This is a genomic window from Amycolatopsis sp. lyj-23 (assembly GCF_046549135.1).
GTDB lineage: Bacteria > Actinomycetota > Actinomycetes > Mycobacteriales > Pseudonocardiaceae > Amycolatopsis.
Genome location: NZ_JAJPWN010000012.1, coordinates 303,304 through 320,392 on the forward strand (window position 1 = coordinate 303,304; position 17,089 = coordinate 320,392).

The 17,089-nt window shown below is 70.5% G+C and carries 17 protein-coding genes; 7 read left to right on the forward strand and 10 right to left on the reverse strand.

Annotated elements, in window-relative coordinates:
* Positions 1 to 31: 31 nt before the first annotated feature.
* Positions 32 to 397, reverse strand: a complete 366-nt coding sequence (locus ACLJPY_RS30165; protein WP_410593504.1) for a hypothetical protein — start codon at positions 395 to 397, stop codon at positions 32 to 34.
* A gap of 228 nt (positions 398 to 625) precedes the next feature.
* Between ACLJPY_RS30165 and leuA the strand changes: the two genes are divergently transcribed.
* Positions 626 to 2,386 carry a 2-isopropylmalate synthase gene (gene leuA / locus ACLJPY_RS30170; RefSeq protein WP_410593505.1) on the forward strand — a complete coding sequence of 587 codons (1,761 nt, stop codon included), beginning with the start codon at positions 626 to 628 and terminating at the stop codon, positions 2,384 to 2,386.
* A gap of 3 nt (positions 2,387 to 2,389) precedes the next feature.
* Positions 2,390 to 3,361, forward strand: coding sequence for a helix-turn-helix transcriptional regulator (locus ACLJPY_RS30175; RefSeq protein ID WP_410593506.1), 972 nt, complete (start codon positions 2,390 to 2,392; stop codon positions 3,359 to 3,361).
* Positions 3,362 to 3,468: 107 nt separating this feature from the next.
* On the opposite strand, the gene ACLJPY_RS30180 is transcribed toward ACLJPY_RS30175, so the two are convergent.
* Positions 3,469 to 4,371: an SDR family oxidoreductase gene (locus ACLJPY_RS30180; protein ID WP_410593507.1), complete on the reverse strand. Its 903-nt coding sequence runs from the start codon at positions 4,369 to 4,371 to the stop codon at positions 3,469 to 3,471.
* Positions 4,372 to 4,501: 130 nt separating this feature from the next.
* Between ACLJPY_RS30180 and ACLJPY_RS30185 the strand changes: the two genes are divergently transcribed.
* Positions 4,502 to 5,053: a DedA family protein gene (locus ACLJPY_RS30185; protein ID WP_410593509.1), complete on the forward strand. Its 552-nt coding sequence runs from the start codon at positions 4,502 to 4,504 to the stop codon at positions 5,051 to 5,053.
* Here the strand turns inward: ACLJPY_RS30185 and ACLJPY_RS30190 are convergent.
* Entirely contained in the window at positions 5,040 to 5,654 is a 615-nt protein-coding gene (locus ACLJPY_RS30190; protein ID WP_410593511.1) for a peroxiredoxin-like family protein, read from the reverse strand. The genes ACLJPY_RS30185 and ACLJPY_RS30190 overlap by 14 nt on opposite strands.
* A 58-nt stretch (positions 5,655 to 5,712) precedes the next feature.
* Here ACLJPY_RS30190 and ACLJPY_RS30195 point away from each other — a divergent pair, with 58 nt between their 5' ends.
* The gene (locus ACLJPY_RS30195) at positions 5,713 to 6,315 is read left to right on the forward strand and encodes a TetR/AcrR family transcriptional regulator (protein WP_410593512.1); all 603 of its coding nucleotides are present in this window, start codon (positions 5,713 to 5,715) and stop codon (positions 6,313 to 6,315) included.
* Here the strand turns inward: ACLJPY_RS30195 and ACLJPY_RS30200 are convergent.
* Entirely contained in the window at positions 6,305 to 7,210 is a 906-nt protein-coding gene (locus ACLJPY_RS30200; RefSeq protein ID WP_410593514.1) for a LysR family transcriptional regulator, read from the reverse strand. The two genes, ACLJPY_RS30195 and ACLJPY_RS30200, sit on opposite strands and share 11 nt — an antisense overlap.
* 86 nt (positions 7,211 to 7,296) lie before the next feature.
* Here ACLJPY_RS30200 and ACLJPY_RS30205 point away from each other — a divergent pair, with 86 nt between their 5' ends.
* A complete protein-coding gene (locus tag ACLJPY_RS30205; RefSeq protein ID WP_410593515.1) occupies positions 7,297 to 8,187 on the forward strand; it encodes an EamA family transporter in 891 nt (296 codons plus the stop codon).
* Here ACLJPY_RS30205 and ACLJPY_RS30210 read toward each other — a convergent pair.
* Positions 8,184 to 8,831 (reverse strand): DedA family protein, encoded by a 648-nt coding sequence (locus ACLJPY_RS30210; RefSeq protein WP_410593516.1) that lies wholly within the window; start codon positions 8,829 to 8,831, stop codon positions 8,184 to 8,186. The genes ACLJPY_RS30205 and ACLJPY_RS30210 overlap by 4 nt on opposite strands.
* A gap of 709 nt (positions 8,832 to 9,540) precedes the next feature.
* On the opposite strand from ACLJPY_RS30210, the gene ACLJPY_RS30215 reads away from it, so the two are divergent.
* Together ACLJPY_RS30215 and ACLJPY_RS30220 are read left to right on the forward strand one after the other, a co-directional pair.
* Positions 9,541 to 9,900: a YciI family protein gene (locus tag ACLJPY_RS30215; protein WP_410593517.1), complete on the forward strand. Its 360-nt coding sequence runs from the start codon at positions 9,541 to 9,543 to the stop codon at positions 9,898 to 9,900.
* The gene (locus ACLJPY_RS30220) at positions 9,897 to 11,093 is read left to right on the forward strand and encodes an RNA polymerase sigma factor (RefSeq protein WP_410593518.1); all 1,197 of its coding nucleotides are present in this window, start codon (positions 9,897 to 9,899) and stop codon (positions 11,091 to 11,093) included. Before ACLJPY_RS30215 ends, ACLJPY_RS30220 begins: the two co-directional genes overlap by 4 nt.
* A gap of 37 nt (positions 11,094 to 11,130) precedes the next feature.
* On the opposite strand, the gene ACLJPY_RS30225 is transcribed toward ACLJPY_RS30220, so the two are convergent.
* The 5 genes from ACLJPY_RS30225 to ACLJPY_RS30245 all read right to left on the reverse strand — a co-directional run bounded on the left by ACLJPY_RS30225 (position 11,131) and on the right by ACLJPY_RS30245 (position 16,936).
* Positions 11,131 to 12,243, reverse strand: coding sequence for an ABC transporter ATP-binding protein (locus ACLJPY_RS30225; protein WP_410593519.1), 1,113 nt, complete (start codon positions 12,241 to 12,243; stop codon positions 11,131 to 11,133).
* Positions 12,240 to 13,235, reverse strand: coding sequence for an ABC transporter ATP-binding protein (locus ACLJPY_RS30230; RefSeq protein WP_410593520.1), 996 nt, complete (start codon positions 13,233 to 13,235; stop codon positions 12,240 to 12,242). Before ACLJPY_RS30230 ends, ACLJPY_RS30225 begins: the two co-directional genes overlap by 4 nt.
* A 6-nt stretch (positions 13,236 to 13,241) precedes the next feature.
* On the reverse strand, positions 13,242 to 14,171 hold the full coding sequence (locus tag ACLJPY_RS30235) for an ABC transporter permease (protein WP_410593522.1): 930 nt from the start codon (positions 14,169 to 14,171) through the stop codon (positions 13,242 to 13,244).
* Entirely contained in the window at positions 14,168 to 15,169 is a 1,002-nt protein-coding gene (locus ACLJPY_RS30240) for an ABC transporter permease (RefSeq protein ID WP_410593523.1), read from the reverse strand. Before ACLJPY_RS30240 ends, ACLJPY_RS30235 begins: the two co-directional genes overlap by 4 nt.
* Positions 15,170 to 15,256: 87 nt before the next feature.
* Positions 15,257 to 16,936 (reverse strand): ABC transporter substrate-binding protein, encoded by a 1,680-nt coding sequence (locus tag ACLJPY_RS30245; protein WP_410593525.1) that lies wholly within the window; start codon positions 16,934 to 16,936, stop codon positions 15,257 to 15,259.
* Positions 16,937 to 17,089 lie beyond the last annotated feature (153 nt).

Below are 17,089 nucleotides of genomic sequence, written 5' to 3' on the forward strand. Positions count from 1 at the left end.
CGAGGCCCGGGCGATCGTGATCACCGCGAGATCAGGACGTCCCGCCCACCCGGCGGATGACCTTGGCGAGGATGCCCGACACGACCATCCAGAAGAGGGCCGCGATCCCGTAGTTCACCAGGACGCGCAGCTTCTCGTCACTCGGCGTGAACAGGTCGCTGAAGCCCAGCGCCAGGCTGTCCGCCCAGGACTTCACGAACGAGACGATGCCGTTCGCCGGGTTGGCCGAGCCGACCGTGAAGATCACGTGGATCACCAGGATCGCCGCGAAGACCAGCCCCACCCAGCGGACGATCGAGGCCACCAGCGAGGCCGCCCGGCCCCCGGTCCGGCGCCAGTCGACGGCGGCGCGACGGGAGACGCGCGTCTCCTCCGACGACTCTGCGTGCTCACCCATGCCCGCAGTTTCGCACGGCACCCGGCCGATTGCTACCCACAAGTAACCGTCTGGGTAACAGTTCCGTCGCGGCCCGGCTTCCCTCGGACGGCGTCGCCTGGCTATGGTGGGGCCGTGGCGCGTGCTCTCCTGCTTCGCTGCCGCGACGGGGCCTGACCGGACCGGCTCCCCGTCGCGGGGCTTCGTGGTGCCGGTCGCACCCGTCGAGCTGGAGACACCCCAAATCCCATGAGCAAGATCCGCAAGCCCTCTCGTCCCGCGCCCGCCGGCCAGCCCGCCTGGAACACCCAGCGCGGCACGTCCATGCCGGTGCACCGCTACCGCCCCTGGTACGACCTGGTCGAGAACATCGACCTGCCCGACCGCACGTGGCCCGACAAGCGCATCGACCGCGCGCCGCTGTGGTGCGCCGTCGACCTGCGTGACGGCAACCAGGCCCTGATCGACCCGATGTCGCCCGCGCGCAAGCGCAAGTTCTTCGACCTGCTGGTCCGCATGGGCTACAAGGAGATCGAGGTCGGCTTCCCGGCCGCGTCCCAGACGGACTTCGACTTCGTCCGCGAGATCATCGAAGACCACGCCATCCCGGACGACGTCAGCATCCAGGTGCTGACCCAGTGCCGCCACGAGCTGATCGAGCGCACCTTCCAGGCCCTCGAAGGCGCGCCGCGGGCGATCGTCCACATCTACAACTCGACGTCGATCCTGCAGCGCCGCGTGGTCTTCCGCGAGGAGCGCGAGGGCATCAAGAAGATCGCCACGCAGGCCGCGGAACTGGTCGTCGAGCTGGCCGCCAAGCAGCCGGACACGGACTTCCGGTTCCAGTACTCGCCGGAGTCCTACACCGGCACCGAGCTGTCCTACGCGCTCGAGGTCTGCAACGCCGTCACCGAAATCTGGCAGCCGACGCCGGAGCGGCCGGTGATCCTGAACCTGCCGGCGACCGTCGAGATGGCCACGCCCAACGTGTACGCCGACTCGATCGAGTGGATGAGCCGGAACCTGGCCCGCCGCGACTCGGTGATCCTGTCGCTGCACCCGCACAACGACCGCGGCACCGGCATCGCCGCCGCCGAGCTGGGCTACCAGGCCGGCGCGGACCGGATCGAGGGCTGCCTGTTCGGCAACGGCGAGCGCACCGGCAACGTCGACCTGGTCGCGCTGGGCATGAACCTCTACAGCCAGGGCATCGACCCGCAGATCGACTTCTCCGACATGGACGAGATCAAGCGGACGGTCGAGTACTGCAACCAGCTGCCGGTGCCCGAACGCTCGCCGTGGGGCGGCGACCTGGTGTTCACCGCGTTCTCGGGCAGCCACCAGGACGCGATCAACAAGGGCCTCGACGCGCTGAAGGACGCCGCCGGCAAGGCCGGCGTACCGGTCGACGAGTACCCGTGGGAGGTCCCGTACCTGCCGATCGACCCGAAGGACGTCGGCCGCACGTACGAGGCCGTCATCCGGGTGAACTCGCAGTCCGGCAAGGGCGGCGTCGCCTACATCATGAAGGCCGAGCACCAGCTCGACCTGCCGCGGCGGCTGCAGATCGAGTTCTCGAAGGTCATCCAGCGCTACACCGACACCGAGGGCGGCGAGGTCGACCCGACGACGATGTACAACGCCTTCGCGGCCGAGTACCTGGAGCTGAAGACCCCGCTGGAGCTGATCCGCCAGCACGTGCGCGACAACGGCGACGGCGAGTACGACATCGCTGCGACCGTGCGCGTGGAGGGTGACGAGCACGAGGTCACCGGCCGCGGCAACGGCCCGATCGCGGCGTTCTTCGACGCGCTGTCGACGGTCGGCTTCGACCTGCGCCTGCTGGACTACAGCGAGCACACGCTCTCGCCGGGCGACGACGCGCGCGCCGCGTCCTACATCGAGTGCGCGATCTCGGACCGGGTGTTCTGGGGCATCGGCATCGACGCGTCGATCGTCACGGCGTCGCTGCGCGCGGTCGTCTCGGCGGTGAACCGCGCCAACCGGTAGTCAGTGAAAGCCGAGCGGCTGGTCGCGCTGCTGTTCACGCTGCAACGGCGGCGCAGCGCGACCGCCGCCGAGCTCGCCGCCGAACTGGGCGTGTCGGAGCGCACGATGCACCGCGACCTGGCGGCCCTGCGCGACGCGGGCGTACCCCTGTGGACGGAGCCGGGCCGGCACGGCGGCTTCCGCCTGGTCGACGGCTGGCGCTCCGGGCTCGACGGCCTCACCGCGCGTGAGGCCGTCGCGCTGTTCGCGCTCGGGGTGCCTTCCGCGCTGGCGGGACTCGGGTTGGACACCGCCGGCAGCGCGGCGCGGGCGAAGGTGTCCGCGGGCATGCCCGCCGAGCTGCGGGAACACGCGACGCTGGTGGCGGGCCGGTTCCACGTGGACGCGCCGGGCTGGTTCGGCTCGGCCGACGAGCCGCCGTCGCTGGCCACGGTGGTCCAGGCGGTGTGGACGCAACGGCGTCTCGCGGTGACCTACCGCCGGCGCGACAAGGTGGCTTCGCGCGAGCTGGAGCCACTGGGGCTCGTGCTGAAGGCGGGCGTCTGGTACCTGGTGGCGCGGGTGGTTCCGGCCGACGCCCTGCGCACGTACCGGGTTTCGCGGATCCTCTCGGCGGCTCGGCTCGACACCGCGTTCGAGCGGCCGCCGGACTTCGACCTGGCGCGGTGGTGGGAGTCGTCGTCGACGGCGTTCGAGCAGGTGGCCCGGCCGGTGCGGGTGCGCGCCCGGCTGAACCGCACGGCGGTCCGGGAGCTGCGCCGCGTCTTCGGCGGGGAGCACCTGGCGGACACGGTGGTTTCGCTCGGGCCGCCGGACGTTTCCGGCTGGGCCGAGGCCGAGCTCGCCCTGGAAGGAGACGAGATCGGCCTCGGTCAGCTGGTGGCGTTGAGCCCCGGGGTGGAGGTCCTGGAGCCGGCTTCGCTGCGGGCGGCGCTGGCCGCGATCGGCGCGGAGCTGGCCGCCCGCAACGGCTGATCCACAGGGGCCGGTGGTTGTGGACAACCAGGCTCGGGCGGGCGGTTTTGTCGGTGCCCGCCGGTAGAATGGACCTGGGGACGCCCCCCGGAGAGGGTGGGGGCGCGTCAGCGGTAGCCGGTGGTGTCCGCAGGCTTTCCCGCGTCCGCGACCTCCCGCATGTACCGCCAGGCGTCCGGCCTGCTGCCGTCGACGTCGTCCACCCCGTACTCCTTCGCCAGCTGTCCGCTGCTCACCGTCTGCCCGCTCCACCGGTCCCGCGCCGGATCCGCCGCCAGGGCCACCACCGTCCGGCCGCAGAACGTCGGTGTCTCCGAAATCGCGAAGTGCGGCACGCGCTCACACGCGTCGCGCCAGTTCTCCTCTTTCACCCCATAGATCTCCAGCATCATCTCCGACCGCAGGTACCCCGGCGTGAACGCCACCGCGGTCGCGCCGGACGAAGCCAGCTCCGCCGCCTCGCCGATCGCCAGCAGGTGCGCCGACGCCTTCGCCACGTAAAACGGCAGCGACGTGCCGACCCGGTACTTCGCGTTGTACTCGGCCGTGCCGTCGGTCAGCTCGACGACCAGGCCGCCCGGGCGGTCGATCAGCCGCGGGAGCAGGAAGTGGCTGGTGATCAGGTGCGCGTCGATGCCGAGGCGGATCATCCGCAGGCCCGCGGCCAGGTCGTGCTCCCACACCGGCTTGGCCCAGCCGAGGTGCTTGTCGCCGCCCCAGAGGCCGTCGATCAGGATGTCCAGGTGGTCGATCCGGTTGGCCAGCGCCTCGACCTCGGCCGGCACCAGGTGGTCGACGCGGATCGCTTCCGCCTGCCCGCCGGCCCGCTCGATCAGCTCGGCCGTCTCCTCGATCGTCTCCGGGCGGTCCACTTCGGACCGTCCCGCGCGCGTCGTCCGGCCGGTCACGTACACGAAGGCGCCCGCGCGGCCCAGCTCGACGGCGATCGCCCGGCTCGCGCCGCGCGTGCCGCCCGCCACCAGTGCGACTTTTCCGGAAAGTGTGTTCATGCACCCAGCCTCGAGGCGAACCATGACAACTCCTGTCATGGTTTCCGTGAGTCTGTGGACCAGCTGTCGGGTTGCTGTGAGTACCCGGTGATCGGGAGTGCCGGGCCGCACCCGGGCGGTTAATGGAGGTGTGGACGGATCGACGGCGGGACTACTGGTGCTGTTCGTCGTCGCGCTCGTGCCGCTGCTGCCCACCGAGGTGACCATCCTCGGCATGGGCATCGAGGCGGCGCAGGGCGGGACGTCGCTGGCGCTGGTGATCGCCGTGGCGAGTGCCGGGTGCCTGGCGTCCGACCAGGCGCTCTACGCCCTCGGCCGGTTCGGTGGCCGGGCGGCGCTGGACCGGCTGAGCCGGCGGAAGAAGATCGCCGCCGGGCTCGGCTGGCTCGACGGGCGGCTGCAGCGCCACCCCCGGCCGGTGCTGGTGGTCGCCCGCTGGCTGCCGTCGGGCGGCACGCTCGGCGCCCTGCTCGCCGGATCGCTGCGGTGGCCGGTGACGGAGTTCCTCACCGCTTCGGCCGTCGGCGTCACGCTCTGGACGTCGTACGTGGCCTTCCTCGGGTACGCCGGCGGCCGGATCGTCACCGAACCCGGGATCAGCCTGCTGCTCTCCCTGGCGGTGGCCTTGATCCTGGGTTCGGTGATCACCTACAGCGTCCGGCACAGCGTCAAAGCGACTTGACCGCCTCCAGGATGTCGCCCGGCTCGGTCCGCGTGACGAAGTCCGGGTGGACGTCGACGTACCGGATCACCCGGTCGCGGTCGACCACGACGACCGCCGGGTGGACCAGCTCCCAGGTGCCGTTGACCGCCTCGAGGTCCGTGCCCAGCGTCTCCATGGCCTGGCGCACGACGTCGGAGACCGGGTAGCTCAGCCCGAGACCGCGCGCGACCGTGCTCCCCACGTCCGACAGCACCGGGAACGCCAGGTCGGGCGCCGGGCCGTCCGGCCGCTGCGGGCTGATCGCCGCCAGGGTCACCCCGAGCTTCCCCAGCTCGGGCAGCAGTTCCTGCTGGTAGGTGCGCAAGGTCAGGTTGCAGTACGGGCACCACTGGCCGCGGTAGAACACGAGCACCGCCGGCCCGTCGGCGACAAGCTCGCCCAGGCTCGTCGGCGTCCCGCCGGCCCCCGGCAGCGTGAAGTCCTCGATCTTGTCACCGGCTCCGGCGAACTCCGTCGCGCCGCCCCGGCGCCGGTCCGCTTCGAGGACGTCGAAGACCTCCGGCGGCAGCACGCCGCGAAGGTGGTCGTTCACGCCGGTCAGGGCGGTGTCGAGCGTCATGGATCCCCCAGTTCGTTGTACTGATCGGTACAGTGGCGTGAACTGTACTATCCGGTACATGGAGACGCAAGCGGCTTCGACCCCGCGCGGCAAGCGGACGCGCGAAGCGATCGTCGACGCGGCCGCCGCGCTGATGTACGTCGACGGCGTCGCGGGCACCAGCGTCGACAAGGTGCTCGCCGCGAGCGGGGCCGGGAAATCGCAGATGTACCACTACTTCAAGAACAAGGAACAGCTGGTCGGCGCCGTGATCGACCGGTACGTCGAGCAGATACTCGGCAACCAGCCGGCGATCTTCACCCTCGCGTCGTGGGCCGACCTCGAAACGTGGACCGGCCAGCTGCTGGACGTCCACCGCCGCGCGGGCGCGCCGATCGCCTGCCCGCTGGGCAACCTCGCCGGCGAAGTGGGCGACAACCCGAAGCTCGCGCCACTGGTCGACCGGGCCTACCGGACGTGGGAGTCGCACCTGGAGCGCGGGTTGCGAACGTTGCAGGACAAGGGAGAGCTCGCGCCCGACGCCGATCCGGCGCGGCTGGCGCAGGCGGCGATGACGTCCGTCCAAGGTGGACTGCTGCTGGCCCACATCCGGCACGACCTCACCGCGCTGGAGGACGCGCTCGGCATCGCGCTGGCGTACCTGCGCGGCTTCAAGCGGTGAGCTGACCGACTTCGGCGCGCAGTTCCTCGATCACTTGGGCCACGGCCGGCCGCTGCCGGGCGCCGGTGCGGCAGACCGCCTCCACCAGCCGCGCCGCGCGGATCCCGGCCAGCGGCCGGGCGACCAGCCCGCTGCCCCGGCGGGCGTCCATCGTGTAGCGCGGCAGCAGCGCGATGCCGTGGCCCGCGGCGACCAGCCGCTCGGTGATCCGGAAGTCGTTGATCCGCTGCACCACGACCGGCCGCACGCCGGTGCGGATGGTCAGCGAGCGCAGCACGTCGTCCACCGGGAAGCCGAAGTCGACGCTGATCCAGCGTTCGTCCGCCAGCTCGGACAGCTCGACGCGCCGGCGGTTCGCCAGCCGGTGCCCGACCGGCAGCGCGACGTCGAGCGGCTCCCGCAGCAGCGGCACCACGTCGAGCCGACCGGAGTCGAACTCCGGCGCGTGCTCGTCGCGGTGGGCCACGACGATGTCGTAGTCCGCGACCAGGCCCGGCACTTCCGGCGGCGTCATGTCGACGTCCCGGACGTCGACCTCCAGGCCCTCGTACCCGGCGACGCGGGTCAGCAGCCCCGGCAGCAGCATCAGCCCGGCCGACTGGAAGATCGCGATCCGCACCCGCCCGCGCGGCGCGCTGCGGTAGGTGTCCAGTTCGGACTCGGCCCGCTCGAGCGCGGCGAGCACCTCGTCGGCGCGGGCGACCAGCGCGCGGCCCGCGTCGGTCAGCCGCAGCCCGCGCCCGGCAGGCTCGGTGAGCGGCAGGCCGACCTCGCCCTGCAGCGCGCGCAGCTGCTGCGAGACGGCGGACGGCGTGCAGTGCAGCGCCCGCGCCGCCGCCGTCACGCTGCCGCGGTCGGCGAACTCTCGCAGGGTGCGCAGCCGGCCCAGATCCACGCGGCCACTGTACTTGAAGCACAGCTACAAGGTCCCTGCAGATAATCTCGCTGGTCCTTCACTGTCCGGCTTGCGAGAGTGGAGGCATGCCCGCCCGTGATCGCCTGCTCGCCGTGCTCGTCGCCGTCCTCTGGGGCCTCAACTTCCTGGCCATCCACGCCACGCTCGGCCAGTTCCCGCCCGTGTTCGCGGGCGCGCTGCGGTTCGCCGTGATCGCCGTGCCGACGATCCTGTTCGTCCCGTGGCCGAAGGTGAAGGTGCGGCACCTGCTCGGCTACGGCCTCGGTTTCGGCACCGGGCAGTTCGCGTTCCTGTTCATCGCGATGAACACCGGGATGCCGACCGGGCTCGCGTCGCTGGTGCTGCAGGCGTCGGCGCCGTTCACGGTGCTGCTCGGCGCGGTCTTCCTGGGCGAACGCGTCACGCCGCACCAGCTGGCCGGCATCGCGCTGGCGGTGGCCGGGATGGCGGCGATCGCGTGGCAGCAGTCCGGGCACGCCGCCCTGCTGCCGATGATCCTGACGCTGCTGGCCGCGCTGAGCTGGGCGTTCGGCAACCTGAGCACGCGCAAGGCCGAGCCGGACAACCCGCTGCACTTCACGCTGTGGATGTCAGTGGTGCCGCCGCTGCCGATGTTCGCGCTGTCGCTGGTCATGGAGGGCCCAGCCGCGCAGTGGCGGTCGCTGACGACGCTCGGCACCCCGACCGGCCTGACCGCGCTGGGCGGGCTGGCGTACGTGGTGCTGATCGGCACGGTGGTGGGCTCGGGCCTGTGGACGACGTTGATGCGCCGCAACCCGGCGGGCGTGGTGTCGCCGTTCTCGCTGCTGGTGCCGGTGGTCGGGCTGACGGCGTCGTTCCTGCTGCTGGGCGAGCGGCCGACCTGGCTGGAGGTCGGCGCCGCCGTCGTGGTGATCGCCGGGGTGCTGCTCGGGTCGCTGCGAACCGCGCCCAAGCGGGAGCTCGTCGCGGTTTAGGCGGCGGTCTCTTCCTGCTTCGGGGCTTCCGCGTCGCTCTTGTGCTCGCGGCCGAGGCGCTTCTTCATGACGACGAAGACGACGGCACCGATCACGATGGCCGCGACCAGGCCGTACTTGGAGAAGTCGCCGAGCCACTTTTCGGCGGCCTCGCCGACGTAGTAGATGAGGGCGGTCGTGCCGCCCGCCCAGGCGATGCCGCCGAGCGCGTTGGCGAAGAGGAACTTGGGGTAGTGCATGCGCAGCGACCCGGCGAGCGGGCCGGCGAGGATGCGCAGGAACGCGATGAACCGGCCGAAGAACACGGCCCACATGCCGCGTTTGTTGAAGATCCGTTCGGCGTTGGCGATGTGCGTCGGCCCGAAGTGCTTCGGGAACTTCCGCCCGGCCCAGGCGAACAGCCGCTGCCCGCCGGTCTTCCCGATCAGGTACCCGATGCTGTCCCCGATGATGGCGCCGGCACTGGCCACGACGCCGACCCACAACGGGCTCAGGTTCGGGTGGCTCAAGGTCAGCAAGGCGGCGCTGACCAGCACGACCTCGCCGGGCAGGGGAATGCCGAGGCTTTCGATCATGATGACGCCGCCGACGATCAGGTACACCGAGATCGCCGGGATCGACGCCAGCCACTGGTCGATGTGCACAGCCCGTACCCCCTGGTACCACGTCCGGATTGGTGTTCGCTTTCCGAAGCGTACCGGGGGTGGAGCCGCCGGGGCGGCATCCTCAGGTATTGCCCGAGGTACGACTTTGGTCGGGGTAGCCGCGGGTTCCTCCAGCACAGGGGCCGGAAACGCGCTCTCGGGTCTTGTCCGGCAGGCACGTCTTTTTCACCCGACGCGATGGAGCGGGAACCGATCTTCGGACCCGGCACGGTCGGCATCGCTTTCAGCGCGCGTCCTTCTGCAACCGGACCCCATCGGCACCCACCCAGCAGGCACGCCCTCAATTCGGCAACGTCGGCACCCACCGAGCACGTACGCCCTCGTCCGGCAGCGTCGGCACGCCAGCGAGCACACCCCCTGCCGACCCGATACGCAGCCCCATCAGCGGCCGTCGCGCCGGGTCAAGGCACGCTTTCCCGCCTTGACGCGGCACGACGGCCGTTGAACAATCCGGCGTTCGGGTCGGTGGAGGGACCCAAGCAGAGCCATCCACGGCCGCATCCCCAAGTTGTCCACAGACCTGTCCACAGCCCCCAACCCATGTGGACAACTCCCGCCGAAACGCCCCGATCAGCCGGTTCCGTCAGGGACCGCCGATAGAATGGACTTGGGCACGCCCCCCAGGGAGTGGTGGGGAGCGGTCGGGGGCTTCAGCCGGGTGAACCCGGACGTCCTCGAGGAGGCTCCCGTGAAGTACGTGGTTCTGATCTACGGCAACCCCCACTCGCGCACAGCCTGGGCGGGGATGAGCGACGAACAGCGCGCCGCCGGGCTTGCCCACTACCAGCGGCTCAACGACGAACTCGATGCCTCCGGCGAGCGCATCGTCTCCGAACGGCTCGCCTTCCCCGAACTCGCCAAGCGGATCAGCGGCGGCAGCACGACCGACGGGCCGTTCGCCGAGACCAAGGAGTTCCTCGCCGGCTTCTACCTGCTCGACTGCGACACCGAGGCACGCGCCCTCGAGATCGCCGCGAAGATTCCGGAAGCGTCGTTCGGTGTCGTCGAGGTGCGGCCGGTGATGGGGTTGCACGGGCCCGAGCTGTGAGCGACGTCGAACGCCTGCTCCGGGAGCTCGCGCCGCAGGTGCTCGCCGCGGTGGTCCGGCGGTACGGCGGTTTCGACGCCTGTGAAGACGCCGTCCAGGAGGCGCTGCTCGCCGCGGCTCGGCAGTGGCCGGGCGATGGCGTTCCGGATCACCCGAAAGGGTGGCTGATCACCACCGCCTCGCGGCGGCGGATCGAGCAGTGGCGCAGTGAGACCGCGCGGCAACGGCGTGAGGAAACCGCCGCCCAGCTGGAACCGCCCGAGCAGGAGCCGGTCAGCGGGGTCGATGACACCCTGACCCTGCTCCTGCTCTGCTGCCACCCGTCGCTGACGCCGCCGTCGCAGGTCGCGCTCACGCTGCGCGCGGTCGGCGGGCTGACCACCGCCGAGATCGCGAGGGCCTTCCTCGTCCCGGAAGCCACGATCGGCCAGCGGATCAGCCGCGCGAAACAGAAGCTCAAGGGCGAACGCCTCACGCAGGACGGCCGTCCCGAACGGCTGGCCGCCGTCCTGCAGGTGCTCTACCTGATCTTCACCGAAGGCCACACCGCCAGCTCGGGCGACGCGCTCAGCCGCGTCGACCTGACGACCGAGGCCATCCGGCTGGCCCGGCAGCTGCGCGCGGAACTGCCGGACGACGGCGAGGTCACCGGGCTGCTGGCGCTGATGCTCCTGACCGAGGCCCGCCGCCCGGCGCGGACGGACGCGACCGGCGCGCTCGTCCCGCTGGCCGAGCAGGACCGCACGCGCTGGCACCGGGCGTTCATCGACGAAGGCGTCGCCCTGATCACCCGGGCGCTGGCGACCGCGCCCGTCGGCCCCTACCAGCTGCAGGCGGCGATCGCCGCGGTGCACGACGAGGCCGCCACCGCCGCGGAGACCGGCTGGGCCGAGATCCTCACCCTCTACGACCTGCTGCGGGTCGTGGCGCCCGGGCCGATGGTCACGCTGAACCGGGTGGTGGCGTTCGCGCAGGTCTACGGCCCCGAAGCCGGGCTCGCGGAGCTGGCGGAAGCCGAGCAGGATTCCGCGCTGGCGCAGCACCACCGCGTCGACGCGATCCGCGCGCACCTGCTGGAGCGCTCCGGGGACGCGCCCGGCGCCCGGGAGGCGTACCTGGCCGCCGCGCGGCGGACGTTGAGCCTGCCGGAGCAGGCGTACCTGCAGTCGCGGGCCGCCGAGCTGGAAACGTGAGAACGGCCGGCCGGGACAACGCCCGGCCGGCCGTACCTCAGAGGATCTCGGCGGAGGTGCCGACGTCCGGCGGGCCCAGGTCGGGGTTCAGCGCCCCGGTGAGCTCCACCAGCTCCGGCTCCACCTCGTGCGGCTGGATGCGCCCGTCGCGGATGTCCTCCGCGTAGTGGCACGCCACCCGGTGCCCGCCGCCGATCTCACGCAGCTGCGGGCGGTCGGTGTCGCACAGGCTCGCCTGCCGCCACGGGCAGCGCGTGTGGAAGCGGCAGCCCGACGGCGGGTTGGCCGGCGAAGGCAGGTCGCCCGCCAGCAGGATCTGCTCGCGGGTGTCCTCGACCACCGGGTCCGGCACCGGGATGGCCGAAAGCAACGCCCGCGTGTACGGGTGCAGCGGGTCCCGGTACAGCGAGTCCGCGTCGGTCTCCTCGACCAGCGCGCCCAGGTACATCACGCCGATGCGGTCGGAGATGTGCCGCACCACCGCGAGGTCGTGCGCGATCACGACGTAGGTCAGGCCGAGCTCCGCCTGCAGGTCCTCCAGCAGGTTCACCACCTGGGCCTGCACCGAAACGTCCAATGCGGACACCGGCTCGTCGGCGACGATCAGGTCCGGCTCCACCGCCAGCGCCCGCGCGATGCCGATGCGCTGGCGCTGCCCGCCGGAGAACTCGTGCGGGTACTTCCGCAGCGACGTCTCCGGGAGACCGACCGCGGCCAGCAGCTCGCGCAGCCGCCGCTGGGTGGCTTCCTTGTCCTGGTCGAGGCCGTGCGCGTGCATGCCCTCCAGCAGGATCGACTCCACGGACTGGCGAGGGTCCAAACTGGACATCGGGTCCTGGAAGACCATCTGCATCCGGCGCCGGGCCTTCCGCAGTTCCTCGCCCTTGAGCTGGGCGACGTCAGTGCCGTCGAACTTCACGGAACCGGCGGTGGGCTCGTTGAGCCGCAGGATCGCCCGGCCCAACGTGGACTTGCCGCAGCCGGACTCGCCCACCAGGCCGTAGGTTTCGCCGCGGCGGATGGCCAGGTCGACGCCGTCGACCGCGTACACGTGCCCGACCGTCCGGTCGAACACGATGCCGCGCTTGATCGGGAAGTGCACCTTGAGGTCGGTGACCTCGAGCAGCACGTCACCAGCAGGACGGGTCATCGGGTTCCTCCTCCCGCGGCGACCGGCGGCCGCACGGGGTTGTGACAGCGCAGCAGCCCGCCCTGGTCGGGCGCCAGCTGCGGCTGGACCTCGCGGCAGACCGGCAGCGCGTTGGGGCAGCGCGGCGCGAACGCGCACGCGTGGTCCCACGGGATGTTGTCGGCCACCGAACCCCGGATGGGGATCAGCTTTTCGCCGCGGCCCGCGTCCAGGCGCGGGATCGAGGCGAGCAGGCCGTGCGTGTACGGGTGCCGCGGCTCGGCGAACAGCTGGTGCCGCTGCGCGCGCTCGACGATCTTGCCGCCGTAGAGCACGTTCACCTCGTCGCACAGCCCGGCGACGACGCCGAGGTCGTGCGTGATCATGATCAGCGCGGTGCCGGTGTCCTGCACCAGTTCCCGCAGCAGGGCGAGGATCTGCGCCTGGATGGTGACGTCCAGCGCGGTCGTCGGCTCGTCGGCGATGAGCAGCCGCGGACGGCACGCCAGCGCGATCGCGATCAGCGCGCGCTGCCGCATCCCGCCGGAAAGCTGGTGCGGGTACTCGGAAAGCCGCCGGGACGGGTCGGGGATGCCGACCTTGTCGAGCAGGTCCACCGCTTCGGTGGACGCCGCCTTGCGGGACAACCCGCGGTGGCGCTCCAGCACCTCGGTGATCTGCAGCCCGATCGGGATGACCGGGTTCAGCGAGGACAGCGGGTCCTGGAAGACCATGCCGAGGTCGCGGCCGCGGCGGTCACGCATTTCGCGGTCGGACAGCGCAAGCAGGTCGGTGCCTTCGAAGCGCACCGAACCGCTGACCTTGTTGCCGCGCTTGGCCAGCAACCGCATGATCGCCAGGGACGTCACGGACTTGCCGCAGCCGGACTCGCCGACCAGGCCGACCGTCTGGCCCGGCTCGACGTCGAAGCTGACGTGGTCGACCGCGGTGAACGACTGCTCGCCACGGCGGACGAACTCGACCGTGAGGTCGCGGACTTCAAGGAGTGCCATGGGTTCTCACCGCCTGTTCTTCGGGTCGAGGGCTTCGCGGAGGGACTCGCCGAGCAGCGTGAACCCGAGCGCGACGATGATGATCGCGATCGCCGGGTAGTACGCCAGCTCGGGCCGGACGTCGAGGAACTGCCGAGCGCCCTTGCTCAGCATGATGCCCCACTCCGCCCGGTTCGGGTCCGGGTCGCCCAGACCGAGGAACGACAGCGCCGCGGCCTCCAGGATGGCGGTCGCCAGGGTCAGCGTGGCCTGCACGATGACCGGGCCGAGCGAGTTCGGCAGCATGTGCCGGAACACGATCGCGCCGCGCTTGACACCCAGCGACGTCGCGGCGAGGACGTGGTCGCTGCCGCGCTGCACCAGCATCGAGCCGCGCAGCAGCCGCGCGAAGATCGGCACGCCGATCAGCGAGACGGCGAGGATCACCGTCCACTGGCTGGGCTTGGCGAACAGCGCCGCCACCGAAATCGCCAGCAGCAGCGACGGCACCGACAGCATGACGTCGACGAGTCGCATGAGGACGGTGTCGACCCAGCCGCCGAACGCGCCGGCCAGCCCGCCGATGATGACGCCGAGGAGCACGCCGATCACCGTCGCCAGCACACCGACGAGGAGGGTGTTCTGCGCGCCGGCGATCAGCCGCGACAGCTCGTCGCGGCCGAAGTCGTCCACACCGAGCGGGAAACCCGGTTGCGAGCCGGGGATGATCCCCTGGCCGAGCGCGACCTTGTCCTGCAGGTACCGCTCGAGCGGGTCCTTCGGCTCGAGCAGCGGCGCGAAGATCGCCAGCAGCACGAACAGGCCGGTGATCACGGCACCGGTGATGGCGACCGGGCTGCGCAGCATGCGCCGCAGGGCTTCGCCGCCGAGGCTGTGCCCGCTCGCCGCGGCCAGCTTGTCGATCGGCTCCTTCTTCTTGTTCAGCAGAGTGTTCATCGCACACGCACCCTCGGGTCGATGATCCCGTACGAGACGTCGACCAGCATGTTCACCAGCACGTACACCAGCGCGCCGAAGAGCAGCAGCGCCTGGAGCCGGGGATAGTCACGCCGTTCGATGCCTTCGGCCAGCAGGAACCCGAGGCCGCGGAAGTTGAAGACGCGCTCGGTCAGCACCGCGCCGCCGAGCAGCGCGCCGGTCTGCAGGCCGATGGTGGTGACCACCGGGAGCAGGCCGTTGCGCAGCACGTGCCGCCGCCGGACGACGGGCTGCGTGAGGCCCTTCGAGTTGGCGGTCCGGATGAAGTCCTCGTTGAGCACTTCGAGCACCGACGCGCGGGTGATCCGGGTGATCACCGCGAGCGGGATGGTGGCGAGCGCGAACGCCGGGAGGATCAGGTGCTTGATCGCGTCCCAGACGGCGTCCCACTCGCTCGTCATGATGCCGTCGAGGACGGCGAAGTTGGTGATGGCGGTCGCGTCCAGGCCCGCGGTCTGCCGTCCCTGCGACGGCAGGCCCAGCGGCCCGGCCAGCAGGTCCTGCATCATGTAGCCGAGGAAGAACACCGGGACCGCGACGCCGATCAGCGTCAGCACGATGATCACGTTGTCGGCGACGCCGCCGCGGTAGCGCGCCGAGAGGTAGCCCGCCGGGATGCCGATGAGCACCGCGATGATCATCGCGGAGATCCCCAGCTCGATGGTGGCCGGCAGGAAGGTGCCGATCTCCGACATCACCGGCTGGGTCGACACGAGCGACGCACCGAAGTCACCGGTGATCGCGCGGCCGAGGAACTTGAAGTACTGGATGATGACCGGCTGGTCGAGCCCCAGCACGTGGTTGAGGTTGGCGATCTTTTCCGGCGTTGCCTTGTCGCCGAGGAGGGCGGCCGCGGGCCCTCCGGGCAGCGACCGGAGCCAGGCGAAGACCAGGATGGACAGGATGAGGAGCGTCGGGATCGCTTGTAGCAGCCGACGCACGAGAAAACGGAGCACTTGCAGTCCTTAGGGGGCAGCCCGCTGCTTACGGACATGGGGTGGGCGCGGTAGCGCCCACCCCATGCCTCGCGGCGCGTGGAACCGTCAGTTCACGGTCACGGTGTTGAACCGCTCGTCGGTCAGCGGGCTGGCGACCAGGCCCTTGACCTTCGGGCCGACCACGATGGCGGGCGGGCCGTAGGAGATCGGGATGGCGGGCAGGTAGTCCATGATCTGCTTGTTGACGTCCTGGTACGCCTTGGCGTGCGCGTCGCCGGCGGGCGAAGCGTCCGCGGCGGCCAGCGCCTGGAACAGCTGCGGGTTGTCGAACCCGAACTCCGGCTTCTTGCGGCCGAAGAAGGTGCCGACGAAGTTCCCGGCGTCGTTGTAGTCACCGGTCCAGCCGAGCAGGTGCAGGTCCTGCTTGCCGAACTTCTGGACGTCGTCCTTGTAGCCACCGTTCCACGGCTTGGCGACGGCCTCGACCTTGACGCCGATGGCCTTCAGGTCCTCGGAGATCGAGGTGAAGACGTCCGCCGGGTTCGGCATGTACGGACGGGTGACCTCGGTCGGGTAGTAGAACTTCAGCGTCAGGTTCGTCGCCCCGGCCTCCTGGAGCAGCTGCTTCGCCTTCTCCGGGTTGTACGGGTACTTCGTGACCTCGTCGGTGTAGCCGGAGATCGTCTTGGGCACGAACTCGGTGGCCACCTCGGCGCCCTCGGGCAGCTTGCTCTTGACGAACTGCTCGCGGTTGATGCCGTAGGCCAGCGCCTGGCGGACCTTGACGTCCTTCAGCTTCTCACCGGCCGGGCCGGACTGGTTGATGCCCAGGTACAGCACGTTGAACGGCGGGCGCACCAGCACCTGCTCGCCCTCGTTGCGCAGCAGGCCGTAGTCCGCGGGCGCCGGGTAGTCGTAGCCCTGGATGTCGCCGGCCTTGAGGGCCTGCTTGCGGGCGTTCTCGTCCGGGATCACCTTGAAGATGAGCTTGTCGAGCTTGGCCGTCTGGGTCGGGCTGGTGTCGTTCTTGGACAGGGTGATCTCACCCTTGCCCTGGTCCCAGCTGTCGAACTTGAACGGGCCGGTGCCGACCGGGTGCTTGTTCGCGTACTCGCTGTAGGTGAACGAGTCGCCGGACTGGGTGACCTCGTCCGACTTGTACTGCTTGAGCGCGGTCGGGCTCTGCATCGCGAACGACGGCAGGGTGAAGGCCGCCGGGAACGCGCCCTTCGCCCTGTTCAGGTTCACGACCGCGGTCGCCGGGTCCTTGGCTTCGCAGCTCTTGTAGACCGGGTCGCTGTAGTCGGTGCTCTCGTTCTTGGCGAAGCCGCCGAAGACGTCGGCGTAGTAGATCATCTGGCTCTGGGCGGCGGCGCCCTTCATGTTGTACCAGCGGTCGAAGTTGAAGCAGACCGCGGTCGCGTCGAAGGCGGTGCCGTCGGAGAACTTCACGCCCTGCTTGAGCGAGAAGGTCCAGGTCTTGCCGTCGTTGCTCGGCTCCCACTTCTCGGCCAGCGAGGGCTCGAGGTCGGCGGTGCCCGGCTTGTTCTGGATCAGCGTGTCGAAGATCTGCCGGGTGATCCGGAAGGTCTCGCCCTCGTCGTTGAAGATCGGGTCGAACAACTTCGGGTTGCCGGCCGCGCCGAAGATCATGGTGCCCCCGGAACCACCCCCCGCGCCTTCGTCGCGCTTGGATTCCGCACAGGCGGACAGCGAGACCGCGAGCGCGCCGGCGAGCCCGATCAGGGCCACGCGGCGTGTCCGGGTCAGCCGCAATTGCTGCATCTGGCACCCCTTGGGAGATGTTTCGGGTTCAAAGTCACCGTCCGGTCGGTCAGGAACTCGACGGACGATCGGTGTGCTCGCCGACACTAGCGGGAACTCGGCCCGCACTTAAGCACGTGAGGTTACGATCGCGCTACGTGGACGTCGATTTGA

Excerpts from the sequence above, each read along its gene's own strand:
- ACLJPY_RS30165 (WP_410593504.1), bottom strand. The coding sequence starts at position 397 with ATGGGTGAGCACGCAGAGTCGTCGGAGGAGACGCGCGTCTCCCGTCGC.
- leuA (WP_410593505.1), top strand. The coding sequence starts at position 626 with ATGAGCAAGATCCGCAAGCCCTCTCGTCCCGCGCCCGCCGGCCAGCCC.
- ACLJPY_RS30180 (WP_410593507.1), bottom strand. The coding sequence starts at position 4,371 with ATGAACACACTTTCCGGAAAAGTCGCACTGGTGGCGGGCGGCACGCGC.
- ACLJPY_RS30190 (WP_410593511.1), bottom strand. The coding sequence starts at position 5,654 with ATGACGCTCGACACCGCCCTGACCGGCGTGAACGACCACCTTCGCGGC.
- ACLJPY_RS30195 (WP_410593512.1), top strand. The coding sequence starts at position 5,713 with ATGGAGACGCAAGCGGCTTCGACCCCGCGCGGCAAGCGGACGCGCGAA.
- ACLJPY_RS30205 (WP_410593515.1), top strand. The coding sequence starts at position 7,297 with ATGCCCGCCCGTGATCGCCTGCTCGCCGTGCTCGTCGCCGTCCTCTGG.
- ACLJPY_RS30225 (WP_410593519.1), bottom strand. The coding sequence starts at position 12,243 with ATGACCCGTCCTGCTGGTGACGTGCTGCTCGAGGTCACCGACCTCAAG.
- ACLJPY_RS30230 (WP_410593520.1), bottom strand. The coding sequence starts at position 13,235 with ATGGCACTCCTTGAAGTCCGCGACCTCACGGTCGAGTTCGTCCGCCGT.
- ACLJPY_RS30235 (WP_410593522.1), bottom strand. The coding sequence starts at position 14,171 with ATGAACACTCTGCTGAACAAGAAGAAGGAGCCGATCGACAAGCTGGCC.
- ACLJPY_RS30245 (WP_410593525.1), bottom strand. The coding sequence starts at position 16,936 with ATGCAGCAATTGCGGCTGACCCGGACACGCCGCGTGGCCCTGATCGGG.